The following is a 20,308-nucleotide window of genomic DNA, read 5'->3' as shown; positions in this document are numbered from 1 at the left end:
TACTGCATGCGTGAAACACTAAGCTCCGATATAGGCCTTGCGTACCTGTTCGTTATTCAACAACTCATCCTGCGAGCCTTCCATCACGATGTGGCCGTTCTCGATCACATACGCGCGGCTGGCGATCTTCAATGCCGCGAAAGCATTCTGCTCCGCCAGCAGCACCGTGGTGCCGCTGCGGTTGATCTTCTGGATCACGTCGAACACCTGCTTGACCACCAGCGGCGCCAGGCCGAGCGAGGGTTCGTCCAGCAGCAGCGCCTTGGGGCGGCCCATCAATGCGCGACCGATGGCCACCATCTGCTGCTGTCCGCCGGACAGCGAGCCGGCATTGGCTTCGCGCTTTTCGTGCAGGATGGGAAACAGCTCGAACACTTCTTCCAGTGTCTTCTGCACGCCGGGCTTGTCCTTGCGGTGCACATACGCGCCGAGCATCAGGTTCTTCAGCACCGACATGCCGGGAAACAGTTTTCTACCCTCCGGACAATGCACCACGCCGTCATGCACGATCTGCGAGGGCTGCATGCCTACCAGTTCCTTGTTGCCGAACTTGATGCTGCCGCTGGCCGCCTTGTTCAGCCCGCTGACGGTAAGGAAGATCGAACTCTTGCCGGCGCCATTGGCGCCGAGCAGCACCACCAGTTCGCCATCCTTCGCATGGATATTGACGTTGTCCAGCGCACGGAAGCTGCCGTAATTGACCGATACGTTTTCAAGCCGCAGCATGTTCACTCCCGAGATAAGCTTCGATGACGACCGGATTCGAACGGATCTCGGCCGGCGTGCCTTCGGCGATCTTTTCGCCGTAACTCAGCACCATGATCTTGTCCGCCAGATTCATGATCATGTTCATCTTGTGTTCGATCAGGCAGACCGTCAGTCCGCTTCGCACCATCTTGCGAATCAGTTCGGCCAGGCCGAGGGTTTCTTCCGGATTGACGCCGCCGGCCGGTTCGTCCAGCAGCACCAGCTTGGGTTCGGTGGACAAGGCCAGCGCGAACGCGACGCGCTTGCGCTCTTCCTGGGAAATGTCGGCGGCGATGCGATTGGCGACATGCGAGAGGCCGACGAAATCGAGCGCCTCGCGCGCCTTTTCGCGGCACTTCGCTTCCTCGTCCTTCAGGCGGCGCGTGCCAAGCAGCACATCCATCAGCCCGGATTGGGTGCGCAGGCGGTGGCCGACGATCAGGTTGTCGAGCACCGTGGCGCGCTCGAACAGGCTGGTCGACTGGAAGGTGCGCGACACGCCAAGCCGGGCCACCTGGTCGGCGCGCAGGCCGGTCACGTCCTGGCCGTCGAATACGATGCGCCCCGAGGTCGGCTTGAACGCGCCGCTGATCAGGTTGAAAAACGTGGTCTTGCCGGCGCCGTTGGGTCCGATGATGGCGTTGATCTTGCCCTTCTCGATGGTGGTCGAGACATCGCGCACCGCATGCAGGCCGCCGAAACGCTTGTTAAGTCCGTCAATCTGCAGCATGGATCATCCCTCCTGTTTTGCGGTTGCCATCACGGTCGGGCGCTTGACGGGCGCGGCGGCGATTGCCTTGCGCGACGCATTGCGTGCCTTCCAGGCGAGGTAGGTGCCGACGATGCCGTTGGGCAGGAAGATCACCAGCGCCACCAGGATCGGACCGAACACGATGAAGCGATAGTCCTGCAGGAATTGCAGGTACTGCGTGAGCCAAGGCATGGAAATCGAACCGAGCAGCGGGCCGAACAAGGTGCCGATGCCGCCGATCAGCATGAACATGGTCATGTCGAAGGTATGCTCGACGCCTGCCAGGCCGGGACCGAGGAAGCGCACCGAGCCTGCGTACAGGCCGCCGGCGAACCCAGCGTAGAACACCGACAACACGAAGGCCAGGACCTTGTTGCGCATCAGGTTGATGCCCAGGGCTTCAGCCAGGTCGTCGCTGTTGCGGATGGCTACGAACGTGCGGCCAAGCAGCGAAGTGACGATGCGATGCATGATCCAGACGCTCAGCACCAGGAAGAACAGCACCATGTAGTACTGCGCGCGCGGCGTTTCGAAGTCGATGCCGAAAAACGATTCGGGCGCCGGAATGCCGATGATGCCGACCGTGCCATGCGTGAGGCTTTCCCATTTTTCGATCACCAGATACATGATGTATCCCACGCACAGCGTGAAGATCGAGAAGAAGTGGCCTTTCAGGCGCAGTGAAATGATGCCGACCACAACGCCGATGCCCGCCGACACGAAGCCCGACAGCGCGAATGCGATCCAGAACGGCACCTTATGATCCACCGTCAGGATGCCGACGGTATAGGCGCCGATGGCCATGAAGCCGGCATGCGCGAGGTTGAACTGGCCGGTGTATCCGGTGATCAGGTTAAGGCCGATGGTGGCGATCGCATAGATGTAGGCGAGCGACATCACGGTCAGCAGGTAGTCGTTGGATGCGACCAGCGGAAAGATCAGGGCCAGGATCAGCAGCAGGGCCCAGCCGAGTTTGCCTTCGAGGATGTTCATGCTTATCGCACTCCTTTCGTGAACAGGCCTTCCGGACGAACCGAGAGGATGGCGACCAGCAGCACGAAGGCGATGATGTCCTTGTAGTCGGTCGAGATGTAGAAGGCGCCGAAGGCTTCCGCGAAACCGATAATCAAGCCGCCGATGATGGCGCCGGGCACGCTGCCCATGCCTCCGAGCACGATAATGACGAACGCCTTGGTAATCACGAGGTGTCCCATGGCCGGATACACCAGGTTGATCGGCGCATACAGCGTTGCTGCCACTGCTGCCAGCACGCCCGAGATGGCGAAGGTCAGCATGGCGACGCGGTTGGGGTCGATGCCAACCAATGCGGCGCCGTCGCGGTTCTGCGCCATCGCGATGATGGTCGATCCGGTAGTGGTCTTCTTCAGGAACAGGTGCAGCGCCACCATGAGGCCAAAGGCGGCCACGATGATCAGCATGCGCTGTACCGGCATGACCAGTCCGCCGAAATTCATGATGCCGTTGTACGGCGTCTGCATGCGGTGGAAGTCCGCGCCCCAGATCGCCTGGGCGCTGGATTCCAGGAACAGCAGGATGCCGATTGCCGCGATCATGTGGTGCAGGCCGGGTGAATTTCGCAACGGGTGAAACACCAGCCGCTCTGCGATTACCGCAAGCAGCGCTACCACGACTGCGGCTCCGGCCATCGCGAGCCAGTAATTGACGCCGAACTTGCCCATGAGCACGAACGCGGCATAGGCGCCGGCCATGTAGAAGGCGCCGTGGGCAAAATTGGGTACGTGGAGGATGCCGTAGACCAGTGTCAGTCCTAGAGCCACAAGGCTGTAGACGCCACCGAGCGTGAGTCCGTTAAGGACCTGTTGAAGTATGAGTTCCAAATTGTCGTCTCCAAAAGAGTTGCCGTGCAGCCAAAAAACCGAAGGCAGTGAACGGACTTTTTGTCCGCTTTCTAGTTGTACGAACGCTACCGAAAGCGAACGGTCGTGTCAATAAATTTGGAATGATGTTTCGCAGATCAAAACAAACTCGTGAATTCGATCGTTTTTTTACGCGAAGATGCGGATTTGACGAGGTTGCGAGCGTTTCGCACCAAGTTTTACGGGATGAGGAACAACGAGGGTCGGAGCGCGGCCGCCAAGAGGCGAGCCGGCACGAAAGATGAAGCCAGAAAGTCGTGTTAATGGGTCAGGAGATGTCTGCCAGTGCAGACTCCACGAAATGCAAGCGATCCTGGCCCCAGTACATGTCGCCGCCGACGAAGAATGTCGGTGCGCCGAATACCCCGCGCTCGACCGCTTCATCCGTGTTTCGCTTCAGGGCGTCCTTGACCGCCTGGTCATTGATCATTGCCTGGAAACGCATGGGGTCGAAGCCGTTTTCGCCCAGCACAGCGACCACTTCGCTGACATCGCCGAGATTGCGGGGCTGCTCGAACATCGCCTTGAAGATTGCAGCTAGATAGCGCTGAAACTCCTCCTCGCCTACCATCTGCATGCCGACCGCGCCGCGCATCAGATGCAAAGTATTGAGCGGAAAATGCGGGTTCTGCACGAACACCACGCCGAAATGATCCGCCCAGCGCTGCAGGTCGGTCAGCAGGTGCTGCCCCTTCAGCGGGACCTCCATCGGACTATGGTTGGCGGCCGCCTTGAGCACCGCCCCCAGCAGCATCGGTTTCCAGACGATTTCGGCGCTCTTGGACCGCGCAATTTTCGGCAATTGATGATACGCAAGATAGCTGTAGGGACTGCCTACATCGAAATAAAACTCAACTTTCCTGCTCATGATGACCTCCGGAATGGGCGGTTGCACGGTACGGCGATATTTCGTGAACGGATCTCACCAGCGCTCCGACCATGGCCGCAGGTCCAGTTCATGAGTCCAGGCGTCGCGCGGCTGCGCATGCAGGTGCCAGTAGTTGTCGGCGATATGCTCGGGATTGAGAATGCCGTCGCTGTCCTTCATTGCATAGCGTTCCGGGAAATTGTGGCGGATGAATTCCGTGTCGATCGCGCCGTCGATCACGACATGGGCGACATGGATGTTCTTCGGGCCGAGTTCTCGCGCCATGCTCTGCGCCAGGGCACGCAATGCATGCTTGGCGCCGGCGAAGGCCGCGAAATTCGCGGAGCCGCGCATGGCCGCGGTAGCGCCGGTAAAGATCATCGTGCCGCGCTCCCGCGCCACCATGCGGCGGGCCACTTCCCGACCTACCAGGAAGCCGCTGAAACACGCCATCTCCCAGATCTTGAAGTACTTGCGGGCCGTTTCTTCCAGAATGCTGCACGGCACGTTCGCACCGATATTGAACACCATTACCTCGATGGGCCCGACATCGCGCTCGATGTCGTCGACCAGCTTGACGACATCCTCTTCCTTGCGGGCATCCGAGGCAAATCCGTGCGCCTGGCCGCCCTCCTTGCGGATGTCATCGATGAGCGGCTGCAGCTTGTCGGCGCTGCGACGCGTTGCGCAGACGATCAGGCCTTCTTTCGCGAAACGTTTTGCGATGGCGCCTCCAGTGGCGTCGCCCGCTCCCACGATGAGCGCAGCACCCTGGCGTGCCCCCCGCCCCTCCTGCGTCGTCAGCTCCATGACATGTCTCCGATTGGATAACGATGGTTATGGCAACGAACGTTATGCTACGATCGGTCTTGCTGTCAAGCCCGTGTCGTCAGCCCGGATCAACCTTTGCATTCGCAGCAAAACCATGAGCCATGAGATATCCACCCGGACATAAAGAAGAAAAGCGCAAGGAATTGCTCAAGGCCGGCGGCACGCTGGTCAAGAATCGCGGCTTCGCCGCCTCGGGGGTCGATGCGCTCACCGAAGCCGCGGGCGTGACCAGCGGCGCCTTCTACAGTCACTTTGCATCCAAGAACGACTTGCTGAAAGCCCTGATTGAAAACGAGCTACAGACCAGCCGCGAGATGTGGGCCGGCAACCCGCATGAGAGCGCGGAGGATTGGATCGGCTACGAGCTCGACCGTTATCTCAGCATGAGCCATGTGCGGCATCCCGGGGCGGGCTGCGTGCTGCCGGCGCTCGGCGCGGAAATCGCGCGTGCCGGTGAGGAAATCAGGCAAGCGTATGCGAAAGAGCTGGCAAAAGGGATCGAGGTGCTCACGCAGCGGCTGGGCGACAAGGAGCTGGCGTGGGCGTTTCTTTGCCAGATGGTGGGCGCAATACTGATGGCGCGCACGATGCCCGACCAGAAAACACAGCGTGCGGTCCTTGAATCCAGCAAGCGTTTCCTGCAGGCCGCCATCTCGCAAATGGCGGGCAAGACGAACGTCGGCCAACCCGGAAATGCTGGCGGCACCATTGGAAACACCAGAGCCGCGAGAGCCACCGGAGCTGCACGCAAGATTGTCCCGCATGCGAAATAAGCCGCCCTCCGCCGCGCTTGAAGCACCCGTCGTCGCCAATGCGGCGCTGCTGCGCAATGTCTTTGCGCTGGCCGCGCCTACGACGCTGGTGGCGATGCTTCAGGTGATCGCGCAGCTGGTGGAAACCTGGCTGGCGGCACGCCAGGGAACCGCCGCCCTCGCGGGCTGGGCGGTGATCCTGCCCTTTGCATTGCTGATGCAGCAGATGTCGACCGGCGCAATGGGCGGCGGCGTGGTGTCGGCCATCGCCCGGGCGCTGGGCGCGTCACGCGCCGACGAAGCGTCTTCGCTGGTCATGCATGCATTGGTGATCGCCCTGACCGCCGGCCTTGCTTTCACGATCGGACTTTGCCTGTTCGGCCGCGCCATGCTGGAAGCCGTCGCCGGTACCCAAGCCGCCGAAGCGGCCCATCTTTACGTGCTGCTGCTGTTCGGAATGGGAGCGGTGCCTTCCTGGCTGGCCAACACGCTTGCTTCGGTGCTGCGCGGCGGCGGTAGGCATGCGCTCGCGGCGCGCACGCTGACGCTGACCTGGATCGTTTTCCCCGTGCTGGCCTGGGCATTGTGCGAACCCGCAGGCATGGGGCTGGCCGGCATCGGCGCCGCATTCGCGCTGGTGTTCATTGCCGCCGCATTGTCGATGGCCATGGTGGTGACGCGCGGCGGCGCAGGCTTCCTGCCTGTCTACCGGCAGCGCATGACGGCCGCTCTCTTCAGGCGCATTCTTGCGATCGGCGCCACCGCCTGTGCGCTGGCGGCCGTCGCCAACCTGACCACGATTCTTGTCACGCGCCAGCTGCGGGAATACGGCACGGCCGCAGTGGCCGCGTATGGCATTTCCGCGCGGCTGGAGTTCCTGATCATTCCGCTGGCCTTCGGCGTGGGTTCGGCATTGACGGCCCTGGTAGGCAAGGCGGCCGGAGGCAATGACTGGCCGACGGCGCGGCGCCTCGCATGGCTGGGTGCAGGCATGACCTTCGCTGCGACTGCCGTGCTAGGCATCGCGGTCGCGCTGAACTCAGCGCGCTTTGCCGACTTCTTTACGCAGGACATGGCGGTTGCCTCCATTGCCGCAATCGCGCTGACTTACATCGGCCCGGCCTTCGGCGGCCTCGGTCTCGGCATGGCGCTGTATTTCGCCTCAATGGGAGCCGGCCGCATGAAGTGGCCCGTCATTGCCGCCTCGGCGAGAATCGTGCTGGCAGTCGGCGGCGGCTGGCTGCTTGCTCACGTGGCCGGCATGGGCATGAGCGGGCATTTTCTCGGCGTTGCACTTGGCTTGGCCGCTTACGGCCTGTGCGGCGCGGCCGGCGTGCGGCCATCCGTCTGGTCTGCTCGCTGAAACCGTTCGAGATTAAAGCTGCTCCTGCAGCACATCGAGCAATGCCTGCCGCAGCCTCATCACCGCCGGACCGCCGGCTTTCACCGACTGCTTGATGAACAGGCCGACGCTGGGCAGCGGCGGCAATGCCAAGGTCGTTCCCAGGTCCGTCAGACTGCGCGGCATCGACAGACCGGTTCTCACCGTGAGGCCCATGCCGGCTTCCGCAGCGGCCCATAGTCCGCCAAGACTGGGGCTGGTCGCCACGATGCGCCACTTGACCCGCGCCGCATCCAGCGCCTGCAGTGCGGCATGCGTAAAAACGCAGGGCTGCTCCAGCAGCAGCAGCGGCAGAGGCTGCTCCGGCTTCCATGCCAGGTCGGGCCGGCCGAGCCAGGCCATGCCGACATCGGCGATGCGTTCGCTGCCCGGCCCGCCGTCGTGGGTGAACAGCAAGGCAATATCGACTTCGCCGCGCTCGATCTGCGCGGACAGCACCGCATTGCGGTCTATTCGTATCTCTACCGTCACGTTGCCATGGGAGCGGGTAAAGCGCGCCAGCGTCGCCGGCAGCCAGGTATTCTCGAAATCGACCGACATGCCGAAGCGCACTTCGCCGTCCACCGCGATGCCACGCACCGCGCCGACGGCTTCCTCATTCAGTTCAAGCATGCGTTTCGCATAGTCGTACAGGGTCTTGCCCGCCGCCGTCAGCGCCAGCGAACGGCCCTGCTTTTCGAAGATGGCGATATTCAGCTGCTCTTCCAGTTTTTTCATCTGCAGGCTGACCGCCGACTGCGACCTGCCGACCTTCTCTGCCGCGCGGGCAAAGCTGCCGACATCGATGCCGGCAGCAAAGGTTTTCAACACATCGAGTTCAAGCAAGGGCTGGCTCATATATGAGTTTCGCAAAAGTGATTTAACAGTTATTTCAATTTTACAAATGTATTCTAGCTCTTTATATTCTGGGTGTCGACACGCAATCCATGCCACCGCAGCGCTGCCTCACTGTCATCTGTCCTCATCATTAAAGGAGAACCACCATGCCTCTCGTCCGTATTTCTCTTGCCCAGGGCAAGTCCGCCGTCGTAAAACAGCACATTTCCGATGCCGTTCATCAGGCGCTGGTAAAGACCTTCAACGTCCCTGCCGATGACCGCTTCCAGGTCATCAGCGAACACCCTGCCGGCGACTTCATCTGCGCACCGGAATATCTCGGCATCCGCCATACCGGCGACGCGGTATTCATCCAGATCGTCTGCAACGAAGGCCGCAGCCTCGAGATGAAACAGGCGCTCTACCGGCATATCGCGGATGGCATCGCGGAGCGTGCGGGCATTTCACGCGCCGACGTCATCATCAATCTGCTGGAAACGAAAAAGGAAAATTGGTCGTTCGGCAACGGTATTGCCCAGTATGCATTGCCGGGCGCGACGGTACCGGGCCAGACTCCTGCGCCCGTGCCGCAGTAGCTGGACTCCCTTAACTCCCAACCATGGAGAACATCATGAATACGACCATATGCGACATCGACTTTCACGACGAAGCGCCAGCTTCGTTAACCCTGCATGAAAAGCTTTCCGTGGCAGCCGCCATCGTGGTGTCACTCGCCTTTTCCGGCGGGCTGGCATGGCTTTCCGTGCAGGCGTTATCGCAGCTGCAGCCATGACGGGCTTGGGAAGCCATTGATGACTTCCCAAGCCATCGCCATCATTCCAACTGGTTCATTCCCCCGGGCGCGTATGCAGTACGCGGTCGATCAGGCCAAACTGCATCGCCTCGTCGGCGGACATGAAATTGTCGCGATCCGAGGCAAGCCTGATGCTTTCCATCGATTGCCCGCTGCGCTCGGCCAGCATGCCGTTGAGGCGCTCGCGCAGATAGAGCACTTCCCTGGCCTGGATCTCGATATCAGATGCGGTGCCTTGCGAGCCGCCGGATGGCTGGTGGATCATGATCCTGGAATTCGGCAGGGAAAAGCGCTTCCCTTTCGCCCCGGCGGCCAGCAGATGCGCGCCCATGCTTGCGGCGAAACCGGTGCACAGCGTTGAGACATCCGGCTTGATGAACTGCATGGTGTCGTCGATCGCAAGGCCGGCATACACGGAGCCACCCGGAGAATTGATGTATAGCGAGATCTCCTTCTCCGGGTTTTCCGATTCGAGAAACAATAGCTGGGCAATGACGATATTGGCGGTCTGCTCGGTCACCGGACCGACGAGAAAAATGATGCGCTCCTTCAACAGGCGGGAGTAGATGTCGAATGCGCGCTCGCCCCTGCCTGTGGTCTCGATGACGGTCGGGATCAGGCCGATCGATTGCCGGGGAAATGGAATGTCATGCATGTGAGGCTCCTTGGTCAGCTTGGAAAATGAATCCGGTCTTTCATCTGGCATGACGCCGGAACGCCCGCACGCATGACAAATTTATTTTTCACAACGGATGTCACATTTCCGGGCGCCTGCGCGTCATCTCCACATGGACGCGCGGCTTGCTGATTTTCCACGGAATGGAGAATCTGCAATAAGCTGGTTCTTGCGCCAATACTTTCCACGCATTCCCGGAGCAAACAATGATGGATAAGCCATTTGAAACCGATGAGCGGAAGCTGCAAGTCTTCCTGGCATTTCGCCAGCGCCTGCTCGGACATGCCGGCCGCATTCTCCGGGACCGGGCGGAAGCCGAGGATGTGGTGCAGGAAGCCTTCATCCGCTGGCGGGAACAGCATGCGGCCGATCTGCGCACGCCCGAAGCATGGCTGACCACCGTGACTACCCGCATTGCGATAGACCGCATGAGAAAAAACGAACGCCAAGGAATCTCGCCGCCCGCTGTGATTAATTCCGATGGCCGCGCTGGTATCGCTGGTCCCGCCTGGGCGGGCGATGGCAAGGCGGAGAGGGAAAGCGATCCGGCCTTGACAACCGAACTGGCGGACGGCTTCCGGCTATTGTTTAGCCTGCTGACGGAAGATGAAAGAAAGGTGCTGGCGCTGCGGGAGGGTTTCGAATTCGACTTCGAGGAAATCGCCGCGCTGACCGGCAAGAGCGTGCAGAACTGCCGCCAGATCGCGAGCCGGGCGAAGCAGCGCCTCGGCCGGCACGCGGGCCGGGACCACCTGCTGGCGGCCGACGGCCGGGAGCTCGCAAGACGATGCGTCGATGCATTCCGCGCCGGCGACAGTCATGCCCTTATGCGTCTCCTGAGCCTGCAGCCCGCCGAATCCTTGCCGCCGATGAAGCGGGGCATCGAAATGCACAGCGCGCACGCGCAGACATCGGCTTCCGCAACCGTATGCCGCCTTCTGCAACAGATGCTTGCGCAAGCGGCCTGCAGGATCTGGCTAGGGCTGGCTGTCGTGGACGAACCGCGCTCCGAACATGAAGCGGAGGCGGTGACAATTGCGATTGCGGCTTGATTTATCCGGCCGCCCGATCCGGAATCCTCTTCAGATCCTCCATCCACACGGTCGCTTCCGAATCGCTGGGCGCGCGCCAGTCGCCGCGCGGCGACAATGAACCTCCGGAACCGACTTTCGGCCCGTTCGGCATGCAGGTGCGCTTGAACTGGCTCAGCTTGAAGAAGCGGTACAGGAAGATGCCGAGATTGTGCTTGATGGCGGCAAGGTCGTATTCGTTGCGCGCCACATGCGGTCCTTCGGGCCAGTTTCCGGCGTTCCTGTCGCTCCAGGCGGCCAGCGACAGGAACGCCACCTTCGAAGGCGAGAAGCCGAAGCGCAGCGTGTAATACAGGTTGAAATCCTGCAGCTCGTAAGGCCCGATCACGCTCTCGGTCTTTTGCTCCGGGCGATTTTTCGACTTGCCGGGCACTAGTTCCGGGCTAATCTCGGTATCGAGCACATGGTGGAGGACGTCGCTGCCGGTTTCACCGATCTGTCCGGTTTCGGCCACCCAGCGCACGAGATGAGAAATCAGGGTTTTCGGCACGCTGGCATTGACGTTGTAATGCGACATCTGGTCGCCCACGCCGTAGGTGCACCAGCCCAGCGCGAGTTCGCTCAGGTCGCCGGTGCCGATCACGATGCCGCCGTGGAAATTGGCGATGCGGAACAGGTGGCTGGTTCGTTCGCCGGCCTGCACGTTTTCGAAAGTCACGTCGTAGTCTTCCTGGCCTTCCGCATACGGATGCCCAATATCCTTGAGCATTTGCAGGCAGCTGGGGCGGATGTCGACTTCACTTGCCGAACAGCCGACGACTTCCATCAGCTCGCGCGCCTGCTTCAGCGTACGGTCGCTAGTGGCAAAGCCCGGCATGGTGATGCCGAGGATATTGGTGCGCGGCAAGCCCAGCCGGTCCATCGCCTTTGCGCAGACCAGTAGCGCATGCGTCGAGTCGAGCCCTCCCGATACGCCGATCACCACCTTCTTGATGCCTGAGGCGGACAGCCGCTGCACCAGCGCCTGCACCTGGATGTTGTAGACCTCGGCGCAGCGCTCGTCGCGCCGCTTCTGGTCGGAGGGCACGTAAGGGAAACGTTCGACAGCGCGTTCGAGCGGCAGTATGCGATCGAACGGCAGATCGACCGAGTAGGAAACCGTTTCGAACCGGTTGACCTCGTCCCGGTGGCGACGCACCGAGTCGCCGAAAGTGGTGGCGCGCATCCGTTCGCGCGACAGGCGCTCCAGGTCGACGTCGGCATAGATCAGGTGCGAATCGTCGGAAAAGCGCTCGGACTCCGCCAGCAGCGAACCGTTTTCGTAAATCAGCGCCTGCCCGTCCCAAGCCAGATCGGTCGACGACTCGCCCTTGCCCGCCGACGTGTACAGGTAGGCGGACAGGCAGCGCGCCGACTGCTGTGCAACCAGTTGATGGCGATAGCCGGACTTGCCCACGACTATATTGGAAGCGGACAGGTTGACCAGCACCGTGGCGCCGGCCAGCGTGGCGAAAGACGACGGCGGAATCGGCACCCATAGGTCTTCGCAGATTTCGACATGAAAGCGCAGCAGTGGAAGATTGTCGGCGGCAAACAATGTGGTCGGACTGAACGGCACGTCCTGCCCCAGCAGCACGATGCGCTCCGAGGTCGCCGAGTCGGCTGCATTGAACTGCCGGGCCTCATAGAATTCCCCGTAGTTGGGCAGATAGCTTTTCGGCACCACCCCGAGGATGCGGCCATTGGCAACCACCACTGCGCAATTGAACAGCAGATGATCCACCCGAAGCGGCATGCCGACCACCATCGCCAGCGGCAGCTTCCGGGATTCGTCGACGATGGACGCCAGCGCGGTCTTGCAAGCCTCAAGCAGCGCGGACTGGTGAAACAGGTCATCGCAGGTATAGGCGGACAGGCCAAGTTCGGGAAACACGACCAGCGCCGCGCCCGCCTCGGCGGCCTTGCGTGCGAGTTCGAGCGTGCGCTCGGCGTTGTAGGCGGGATCGGCGACCTTGCAGACGGGGATGCCGACCGCGACACGGGCAAAGCCGTGAGAATAGAGATTGAGGAAGCGGTTGCTCATCTTGTTTTTCGGATCGAAGTGACCAACGGATTATTAAAAAGAACCATGACAAAACTTTTGCCCGATGCGCGCTATCGGCGATCGATGCCGGTAACGGATAGCGGCCCGCCCGAAACTTGATGACTCTTGCTTGTCTGGCATGTAGAGGCAGGGGCAAGTTCAGCCTTCAAGGCGGCGATTGCAACTTTCACTACTTTAACATTGAGGAATGAGGCAGGCTGAGACGCGGGACGAATCGAAGTCGGCACCAGACGCCGGGGGCAATCTGTTTGCATGGAGCTTGCCTTTCTTGTATTGCGGATGCGTCTGCACCCTCGCATAATTGCTATGTATATGCATACAGTGAAATCTCACTCGGACGCTGTCCTCGGCAACCAATCGATCTTCTTCTGGAGAACGATGCCGAAACATGACATGCGTATTCCAGGGAATGCATTGGCCGATGCCGCATGGGCAGTTTCAGGATGAACAGGACTCTCGACAACCCGCTGTACTATCTCGACAACTTCCACCGCGTCGTGGAATGGATCGACCGCCAGTACTGCGCGCTGATGAATGCCGGAGAGCGAGCTTTCATCCAAGCCTTTCAAGGCTTGCCGCAGGCTTCGCAGGCTCTGCTGGTGCGGATGATCATGCGCAAGGGAGATCTTTTCCGCCTGTCAAAACTGCACTATGACGAAATAGGCTGCATTCGAACCGCTGCCGCCCCCTTGCTCGAACAGGGCTGGGTGCAAGGCGATCCGCCTTTGTCGATCGATGTGGTGTTCGCAGTGCTGACCAAACCTGAGCTCGCATGCGTGTTCAAGGACATCAAGGCCAATGCGCGCAAGGCCGAGCAGCTGGAATTGCTGCGCGAGAAGCATGCCGATGAAAAGCCGCTCGGCGAGTGGTGTAGAGCGCTTGACGAGCGTGTGTACCGCTTGCTGATCGGAGACATGTGCGACAGGTTTCGCCTGATGTTCTTCGGCAACCTCAGGCAAGACTGGACCGAGTTCGTGCTCGCCGATCTCGGCATCTTCAGGTACGAACAGGTGCCGCTGTCGTCGGCGTCGATGGCCTTTCGCGCGCGCGACGATATCGATCATTACCTCCATCTGCACAGCTGCCGGCAGCGTTTTCACGACGGAGAACCGCTCGCCGACATTCTGCAGGCAGTGCCGGCGCAGCCATTCGAGAATGCTTGGCTGGAAGGACGCCGGGCAAAACTGCTGTATCGGATCGCGCAGCAATGCGAGAAGAGCGGCATGCTGGCAGAGGCACTGGAAATTTATATTCGCTGCAGCTATGGCGGCGCCCGAATCCGCGCGATCCGGGTCATGGAACGCCTGGAGCAATTCGACGGCGCGCACGCGTTGGCGCTTGAAGCCGCGGAACATCCGGAAGACGATGCGGAACATCAGCAGCTGCTGCGCATACTTCCGCGGCTGCGGCGCAAGCTCGGGCTCACCGCAAAAACCGCTCGTGCGAAAGCCAGCCCTGTCGACAGCATAGCCCTGGTTCTTCCGCAGCCGGAACTGGATATCCATGTCGAACACGTGGTGCGAACCCATCTGAGTTCCGAGGCGGCACCCGCCTACTATGTCGAGAATACGCTGATCAATTCGCTGTTCGGTCTTCTATGCTGGCAAGCGATCTTCCATCCCGTGCCCGGAGCCTTCTTTCATCCATTTCACAGCGGCCCGGCCGACCTGACGGCGCCGGACTTCCATCGCCGCCGCGAAGACCAGTTCGAGCAATGCCTGGCCCAGCTGGACAGCGGCGCATACCGGCAGACCATCCTCGCCAACCTGGAAGCCAAGGCCTATATCCAGTCGCCGTTCGTCGCCTGGGGCGCCATCACGCCGGCACTGGTGGAGCAGGCGCTCGACTGCATTCCGCCCGCACATCTGAAGAAGTGGTTCCGGCGCATCCTCGCCGACGTCCGTTCCAACCGCAACGGTTTTCCCGACCTGATCCAGTTCTGGCCTCAGGACAAGCGCTATCGCATGATCGAAGTGAAAGGTCCGGGCGACCGGCTGCAGGACAACCAGGTGCGGTGGCTTGAGTTTTGCGCCCAGCATGACATGCCGGTCACGGTCTGTTATGTGCGATGGCAGGAGGCAAGCTGTTGAAGTACGCCGTGGCGGTGCGCGCCATGACCGAGTTCACCGCCAAGCGCGGCGACCTCGACCTGCGCTTCACGCCCGCGCCGACCGCACAGGAAGGCATCGCTGGACATGCGGTGGTGGCGGGCCGAAGGCCGGCCGGCTACGAATGCGAAATCACGCTCAGCGGCGAGTACAAGCACCTCCTGGTGCGAGGACGCGCCGACGGCTACGACCCGGCCCACAACCGATTGGAAGAGGTCAAGACGCACCGAGGCGATCTCGATCGCTTGCCGGCCAATCATCGCGCGCTGCACTGGGCGCAGCTGAAGATTTATGGCTGGCTGCTATGCCAGGCACGCAGCCTGCAGGAAGTGGAGCTGGCGCTCGTGTACTTCGATATCGGCAGCCAGAAGGAAACCATGCTCGCCGAGCGGCACACGGAGGCGGACCTGCGCCGTTTCTTCGAACAGCAGTGCGAATGCTTCCTGGAATGGGCACAACGGGAACTGGAACATCGGTCGCAGCGGGACGCGGCCCTGACCGGCCTGGCATTTCCGCATTCCAGCTTCCGGCCCGGGCAGCGGCAGCTTGCGGAAGCGGTATATCGGGCTGCGTCGAATGGACGCTGCTTGATGGTCCAGGCACCCACCGGCATCGGCAAGACGGTAGGTACCCTGTTCCCCATGCTGAAAGCCTGCCCTTCGCAAAAGCTCGACAAGATCTTCTACCTGGCAGCGAAAACCTCGGGCCGCGGCCTGGCGCTCGAGGCTCTCGAACGCATCGGCAATTCGGCTCCAACGCTGCCGCTGCGCATTCTGGAACTCACCGCGCGCGACAAGGCATGCGAGCATCCGGACAAGGCCTGCCATGGCGAGTCCTGTCCGCTTGCGCAGGGCTTTTACGATCGTTTGCCAGCGGCGCGCCAAGCCGCGGTCGAGGTGAAGTTTCTCGACAAGCATCGCGTGCGCGACGTTGCTGCCGAGCACCAGGTCTGCCCGTACTACCTGGCGCAGGATCTCGCACGCTGGTCCGACGTCGTGGTGGGTGACTACAACTATTATTTCGACGCATCGGCGATGCTGCATGGCATGACGCTGGCCAACCAGTGGCAGGTCGGCGTGCTGGTGGATGAAGCGCATAACCTGGTCGAACGGGCCCGCAAGATGTACAGCGCCGAACTCGACCAGGCGGCGCTGCGGCAATTGCGCAGGACCGCGCCCGGCATATTGCAGAAACCGCTGGACCGGCTCAACCGGCAATGGAATGCAATGCACAAGGAGCAGACTCTGCCGTACGAGGTCCATGCCGATGTGCCGGAAAAATTCTCTACCGCGCTGCAGCAGGCGATTACCGAGATTACCGAATATTTCATCGAGCATCCGGCAACCGTCGACCAGGCGCTGCAGCGCTTCTATTTCGATGCGCTGCATTTTTCCCGCCTGCTCGAAGCATTCGGCAAGCACTCGCTGTTTGATATCTCGAAAACCTCTCCTAACAACGGCGCCGCCTCAGGTTCCACTGGCAATGCCGTGCTCTGTCTGCGCAATATCATTCCCGCGCCGTTCCTCGATGCGCGCTTTGCCGCAAGCCGCACCACCACGCTGTTCTCCGCCACGCTGAGCCCATGGTACTTCTACAGCGACATGCTCGGCATGCCCGCAACGACGGTATGCGTCGATGTCGAATCGCCTTTCACGGCGGAGCAGCTGTCGGTGCAGATCGTCAGCCGCATATCGACACGCTACCAGCACCGCGAGCGGTCGGTAGCTCCGATCGCCTCCTTGCTGGCGGAGCGATATGCCGGGCATCCGGGCAATTACCTGGCGTTCTTCAGCAGCTTCGATTACATGCGGAAGGTAGCGGACCAGGTACACATGCTCCATCCAGAGATACCGTCATGGACGCAGGAGCGGCAGATGCAGGAAAGCGAAAAGGAAGCTTTTCTGGACCGCTTTGCGCCCGGAGGAAGGGGCATCGGCTTCGCTGTGCTCGGCGGGGCCTTTGCTGAAGGCGTGGACTTGCCAGGAGATCGACTGGTCGGCGCCTTCATCGCGACGCTGGGACTGCCGCAATACAATCCGGTCAATGAACAGATTCGTCAACGCATGGATGCCGTGTTTGGAGCGGGCTACGACTACGCCTACCTTTATCCTGGCCTGCAGAAGGTCGTACAAGCGGCCGGCCGCGTGATTCGCACTCAAACCGACCGCGGTGTCGTATTCCTCATCGATGACCGTTTCGCGCGCGGCGAAGTGCGCGAGCTGCTGCCTTCCTGGTGGAAGGTGGAAAAGGAGCATGAGAAACCGGGGACCGCCGCCGGACAAGCCATTCATGCTGAGGCGCCGGCGTCCCGCTAGAGGGTTTTCGTGAGGTGTAAGGAAGAATCGGTTTGTCCTGGGGCAGGGCAAGGAGAGGAGCGCCTTGTGGCGGACTACACAAGCGACGAACAACGCCGCCATGCGCCCAAGGCAGGCCGAAGCGGCCGTACACCCATTCGCTATCCGCTCTAGATTCGAAGACTGCGCTTACTCGACCGGCACCGGAATATTCGCCGGGACCGGGACCGCAGTGACGCTGTTTTGCGGACTGCCTTCGATCACCCTGTCGGAATAGACGAGGTAAATCAGCGTGTTGCGCTTTGGATCTGCCATGCGCACTACGCGAACGCGCTTGAAAAGTATCGATGCCCTCTCGGAGAAGACTTCCTCCTGGCGCGGCAGCTTGCCATTGAAACGTATTTCGCCGACTTGCCGACAGGCGACCGACGCCTCCGACTTGTCTTCCGCAACGCCGATTGCGCCCTTGATGCCGCCGGTACGTGCACGCGACATGTAGCAGCTCACGCCCGCCACCTTGGGATCATCGAAGACTTCGACCACGATCTTGTGGTTGGGTCCGATGAACTTGAATACCGTGTCCACTTCGCCGATCTGCTCGGCAGCGGCCGGTATCGCAGTGCAGGCAAAAAACAATGGGAAAAGGATGGAGCGCATGCTGATTCCTACAAGGATAGTATTGCTACACATGCTACGCGAGATTCATTGACGAACGCTTGACGCGGTTCGCCTGTCTATCGGCAAGATGGCAAGATCCAGAAATGTTGCAGCGATACTGGAGTGCGCCATGATGGCACGGCCGGCTGTTTTGCATTCCACCGCTTTCTGTTCAAATCATGATGCACCACAAACCCAAACTTCAGGTATACCTTGACCTCGACGGCGTGTTTGCCGACTTCGACGCACGCGTCAAGCATCTTACCGGCAAGCATCCAAGCCAGCTAGAACGTCCCTTGCTGTGGAAGATGATCAATTCCGACAAGCGTTTCTTCGCCGAACTGGAGCTTATCGAAGGCTGCATGGCATTATGGGAAGCAACCCGCGATCTTGAGCCCGTCTTCCTCACCGGCGCGCCTAGCAACAAGACCTTTCAGCAGCAGAAGCGAGAATGGGTGGCACGAATCTTCGGGCCTGAATTCATCGTGCACGTCGTGCCGAAAAAGCTCAAGCAGGATTTCAGCGGTCCTCATAAGGTGCTGATCGATGACACTCCCGAAAACATCGAACAATGGGTCGCCAGGGGCGGTCACGGCATACTCCATAAAGGAGATCATGCATCGACCATCAAGGCCTTGCATGAATTGATCGCGTTATACAAGAAAGAAGCATAGGAGAAGGACGGCCGGCGTTCAGCGCAGGACACTACCCGCGCAAAGCCTGTGCGTTTGTAAGCCATGAAAAAGCCTTCCTCCCGGATTGAGGGAGGAAGGCTTGATTAACGCTGATGGAGATTGCGCCGAGCGCTGCGTCAGCTTACGCGTTTATCCGTTGCGCGCGCCTCGGAAGTGACCATGCTCGCCTCATACGCCTGCATCTGCACGCCCAGCTGGGTCATATCCATGCCCGCCTGCTGTACTTTGGGAAACAGGCTCTGTTCTTCGCTCTGCACATGGTGCATTATCGAATCGCGAAGCTGCACCATCATCTGATCGTACTCCGGGCTGCCAACCTGCATGCCTTTGAGCTGCTCCATCATCTGCCTCGCTTCCTGGTGTTCCTGTTCGGAATGATCCACGAGCGATGCGTCGACATCATGAACAGCGGGATAGAAAACCGTCTCCTCGAGGTTGGCATGCATTTCCAGGAGCTCGAGAATTCGCGGTCCGGCTTCTTCCTTGACTTGCTTGTCCTGCGTTGTGGTGTAGCGCTCGAACAATTGCTTTACGAAGGCATGATCCGCCTTCAAAGCCTCCAGTGGTTGATCAACGGGAAATCCGGCTTGGCTGCGATGTTCATTGGGGTCCATATCCATTCAAAGCTCCTTCTGTCATCGGTGGCTAGAACTGGAAGTGTAGAAAACCACCAGCCAATAACAAGGCTCGCAAAGAAACAGCGGGAATTTTTTATGGTGTAACGGAAGGAACGAGGCACTGCCAGGTGAGCAGTCTCTGGCGAGCTGTGGCAGTCGTCATCCGAGCGATGATTTGAACTGAATGCATCGGATGCGGAAGATAGTGAGATAGTGAGATAGTGAGATAGTGAGATAGTGAGATAGTGAGATAGTGAGATAGTGAGATAGTGAGATAGTGAGATAGTGAGATAGTGAGATAGTGAGATAGTGAGATAGTGAGATAGTGAGATAGTGAGATAGTGAGATAGTGAGATAGTGAGATAGTGAGATAGTGAGATAGTGAGATAGTGAGATAGTGAGATAGTGAGATAGTGAGATAGTGAGATAGTGAGATAGTGAGATAGTGAGATAGTGAGATAGTGAGATAGTGAGATAGTGAGATAGTGAGATAGTGAGATAGTGAGATAGTGAGATAGTGAGATAGTGAGATAGTGAGATAGTGAGATAGTGAGATAGTGAGATAGTGAGATAGTGAGATAGTGAGATAGTGAGATAGTGAGATAGTGAGATAGTGAGATAGTGAGATAGTGAGATAGTGAGATAGTGAGATAGTGAGATAGTGAGATAGTGAGATAGTGAGATAGTGAGATAGTGAGATAGTGAGATAGTGAGATAGTGAGATAGTGAGATAGTGAGATAGTGAGATAGTGAGATAGTGAGATAGTGAGATAGTGAGATAGTGAGATAGTGAGATAGTGAGATAGTGAGATAGTGAGATAGTGAGATAGTGAGATAGTGAGATAGTGAGATAGTGAGATAGTGAGATAGTGAGATAGTGAGATAGTGAGATAGTGAGATAGTGAGATAGTGAGATAGTGAGATAGTGAGATAGTGAGATAGTGAGATAGTGAGATAGTGAGATAGTGAGATAGTGAGATAGTGAGATAGTGAGATAGTGAGATAGTGAGATAGTGAGATAGTGAGATAGTGAGATAGTGAGATAGTAAGATAGTGAGATAGTGAGATAGTGAGATAGTGAGATAGTGAGATAGTGAGATAGTGAGATAGTGAGATAGTGAGATAGTGAGATAGTGAGATAGTGAAACGGCATCAAGGCATCGCTTCCATTTTCCGCTGCCCCAAAGCAAACAGCCCTGCGTCCATGAGGAGGCAGGGCTGATGCGGTAGAACTAGCCTGACGATGA

19 protein-coding genes are annotated in these 20,308 nt (G+C 59.3%); 8 read left to right on the top strand and 11 right to left on the bottom strand.

Annotation, left to right across the window (positions count from 1 at the left end; all coding sequences use genetic code 11):
• Positions 1–18 precede the first annotated feature (18 nt).
• The 6 genes from RY831_RS23085 to RY831_RS23060 all read right to left on the bottom strand — a co-directional run bounded on the left by RY831_RS23085 (position 19) and on the right by RY831_RS23060 (position 5,074).
• Positions 19–726 (bottom strand): ABC transporter ATP-binding protein, encoded by a 708-nt coding sequence (locus tag RY831_RS23085; protein WP_326508731.1) that lies wholly within the window; start codon positions 724–726, stop codon positions 19–21.
• Positions 713–1,477, bottom strand: coding sequence for an ABC transporter ATP-binding protein (locus tag RY831_RS23080; RefSeq protein ID WP_326508730.1), 765 nt, complete (start codon positions 1,475–1,477; stop codon positions 713–715). Before RY831_RS23080 ends, RY831_RS23085 begins: the two co-directional genes overlap by 14 nt.
• 3 nt (positions 1,478–1,480) lie before the next feature.
• A complete protein-coding gene (locus tag RY831_RS23075) occupies positions 1,481–2,491 on the bottom strand; it encodes a branched-chain amino acid ABC transporter permease (protein ID WP_326508729.1) in 1,011 nt (336 codons plus the stop codon).
• 2 nt (positions 2,492–2,493) lie between these two features.
• Positions 2,494–3,357, bottom strand: a complete 864-nt coding sequence (locus tag RY831_RS23070; RefSeq protein WP_326508728.1) for a branched-chain amino acid ABC transporter permease — start codon at positions 3,355–3,357, stop codon at positions 2,494–2,496.
• Positions 3,358–3,664: 307 nt separating this feature from the next.
• Positions 3,665–4,264 (bottom strand): 2-hydroxychromene-2-carboxylate isomerase, encoded by a 600-nt coding sequence (locus RY831_RS23065; protein ID WP_326508727.1) that lies wholly within the window; start codon positions 4,262–4,264, stop codon positions 3,665–3,667.
• Between the two features lie 54 nt (positions 4,265–4,318).
• Positions 4,319–5,074, bottom strand: coding sequence for an SDR family oxidoreductase (locus RY831_RS23060; RefSeq protein WP_326508726.1), 756 nt, complete (start codon positions 5,072–5,074; stop codon positions 4,319–4,321).
• 122 nt (positions 5,075–5,196) lie between these two features.
• On the opposite strand from RY831_RS23060, the gene RY831_RS23055 reads away from it, so the two are divergent.
• Both RY831_RS23055 and RY831_RS23050 read left to right on the top strand, forming a co-directional pair.
• Positions 5,197–5,868 carry a TetR/AcrR family transcriptional regulator gene (locus RY831_RS23055; protein WP_326508725.1) on the top strand — a complete coding sequence of 224 codons (672 nt, stop codon included), beginning with the start codon at positions 5,197–5,199 and terminating at the stop codon, positions 5,866–5,868.
• Complete coding sequence (locus tag RY831_RS23050; protein ID WP_326508724.1) at positions 5,858–7,210, top strand: MATE family efflux transporter; 1,353 nt, start codon at positions 5,858–5,860, stop codon at positions 7,208–7,210. The genes RY831_RS23055 and RY831_RS23050 overlap by 11 nt, the downstream gene beginning before the upstream one ends.
• 12 nt (positions 7,211–7,222) lie before the next feature.
• Here the strand turns inward: RY831_RS23050 and RY831_RS23045 are convergent, their stop codons facing one another.
• Positions 7,223–8,086, bottom strand: coding sequence for a LysR family transcriptional regulator (locus tag RY831_RS23045; RefSeq protein WP_326508723.1), 864 nt, complete (start codon positions 8,084–8,086; stop codon positions 7,223–7,225).
• A 146-nt stretch (positions 8,087–8,232) separates the two neighbouring features.
• On the opposite strand from RY831_RS23045, the gene RY831_RS23040 reads away from it, so the two are divergent.
• On the top strand, positions 8,233–8,661 hold the full coding sequence (locus RY831_RS23040) for a tautomerase family protein (RefSeq protein ID WP_326508722.1): 429 nt from the start codon (positions 8,233–8,235) through the stop codon (positions 8,659–8,661).
• Between the two features lie 35 nt (positions 8,662–8,696).
• Positions 8,697–8,858, top strand: coding sequence for a hypothetical protein (locus RY831_RS23035; RefSeq protein ID WP_326508721.1), 162 nt, complete (start codon positions 8,697–8,699; stop codon positions 8,856–8,858).
• Between the two features lie 55 nt (positions 8,859–8,913).
• Here RY831_RS23035 and clpP read toward each other — a convergent pair whose 3' ends face one another.
• Positions 8,914–9,534, bottom strand: a complete 621-nt coding sequence (gene clpP / locus RY831_RS23030) for an ATP-dependent Clp endopeptidase proteolytic subunit ClpP (protein WP_326508720.1) — start codon at positions 9,532–9,534, stop codon at positions 8,914–8,916.
• 227 nt (positions 9,535–9,761) lie between these two features.
• Between clpP and RY831_RS23025 the strand changes: the two genes are divergently transcribed.
• On the top strand, positions 9,762–10,607 hold the full coding sequence (locus RY831_RS23025) for a sigma-70 family RNA polymerase sigma factor (RefSeq protein WP_326508719.1): 846 nt from the start codon (positions 9,762–9,764) through the stop codon (positions 10,605–10,607).
• Between the two features lies 1 nt (position 10,608).
• On the opposite strand, the gene RY831_RS23020 is transcribed toward RY831_RS23025, so the two are convergent.
• Positions 10,609–12,669, bottom strand: a complete 2,061-nt coding sequence (locus RY831_RS23020) for an NAD(+) synthase (protein ID WP_326508718.1) — start codon at positions 12,667–12,669, stop codon at positions 10,609–10,611.
• Positions 12,670–13,133: 464 nt separating this feature from the next.
• On the opposite strand from RY831_RS23020, the gene RY831_RS23015 reads away from it, so the two are divergent.
• Together RY831_RS23015 and RY831_RS23010 are read left to right on the top strand one after the other, a co-directional pair.
• A complete protein-coding gene (locus RY831_RS23015) occupies positions 13,134–14,780 on the top strand; it encodes a VRR-NUC domain-containing protein (RefSeq protein ID WP_326508717.1) in 1,647 nt (548 codons plus the stop codon).
• Between the two features lie 23 nt (positions 14,781–14,803).
• Positions 14,804–17,113: a helicase C-terminal domain-containing protein gene (locus RY831_RS23010; RefSeq protein WP_326508794.1), complete on the top strand. Its 2,310-nt coding sequence runs from the start codon at positions 14,804–14,806 to the stop codon at positions 17,111–17,113.
• A 168-nt stretch (positions 17,114–17,281) separates the two neighbouring features.
• On the opposite strand, the gene RY831_RS23005 is transcribed toward RY831_RS23010, so the two are convergent.
• The gene (locus tag RY831_RS23005) at positions 17,282–17,749 is read right to left on the bottom strand and encodes a CreA family protein (protein ID WP_326508716.1); all 468 of its coding nucleotides are present in this window, start codon (positions 17,747–17,749) and stop codon (positions 17,282–17,284) included.
• Between the two features lie 179 nt (positions 17,750–17,928).
• On the opposite strand from RY831_RS23005, the gene RY831_RS23000 reads away from it, so the two are divergent.
• A complete protein-coding gene (locus RY831_RS23000) occupies positions 17,929–18,423 on the top strand; it encodes a 5' nucleotidase, NT5C type (RefSeq protein WP_326508715.1) in 495 nt (164 codons plus the stop codon).
• Between the two features lie 137 nt (positions 18,424–18,560).
• Here RY831_RS23000 and RY831_RS22995 read toward each other — a convergent pair whose 3' ends face one another.
• Positions 18,561–19,064: a hemerythrin domain-containing protein gene (locus RY831_RS22995; protein WP_326508714.1), complete on the bottom strand. Its 504-nt coding sequence runs from the start codon at positions 19,062–19,064 to the stop codon at positions 18,561–18,563.
• Between the last annotated feature and the right edge of the window lie 1,244 nt (positions 19,065–20,308).

The sequence above is a fragment of the Noviherbaspirillum album genome (assembly GCF_035916955.1).
GTDB classification, from domain to species: Bacteria; Pseudomonadota; Gammaproteobacteria; order Burkholderiales; family Burkholderiaceae_D; genus Noviherbaspirillum; species Noviherbaspirillum album.
Note: the sequence above shows the minus strand (reverse complement) of the source record. Positions and strands in the feature narration are given on the sequence as shown.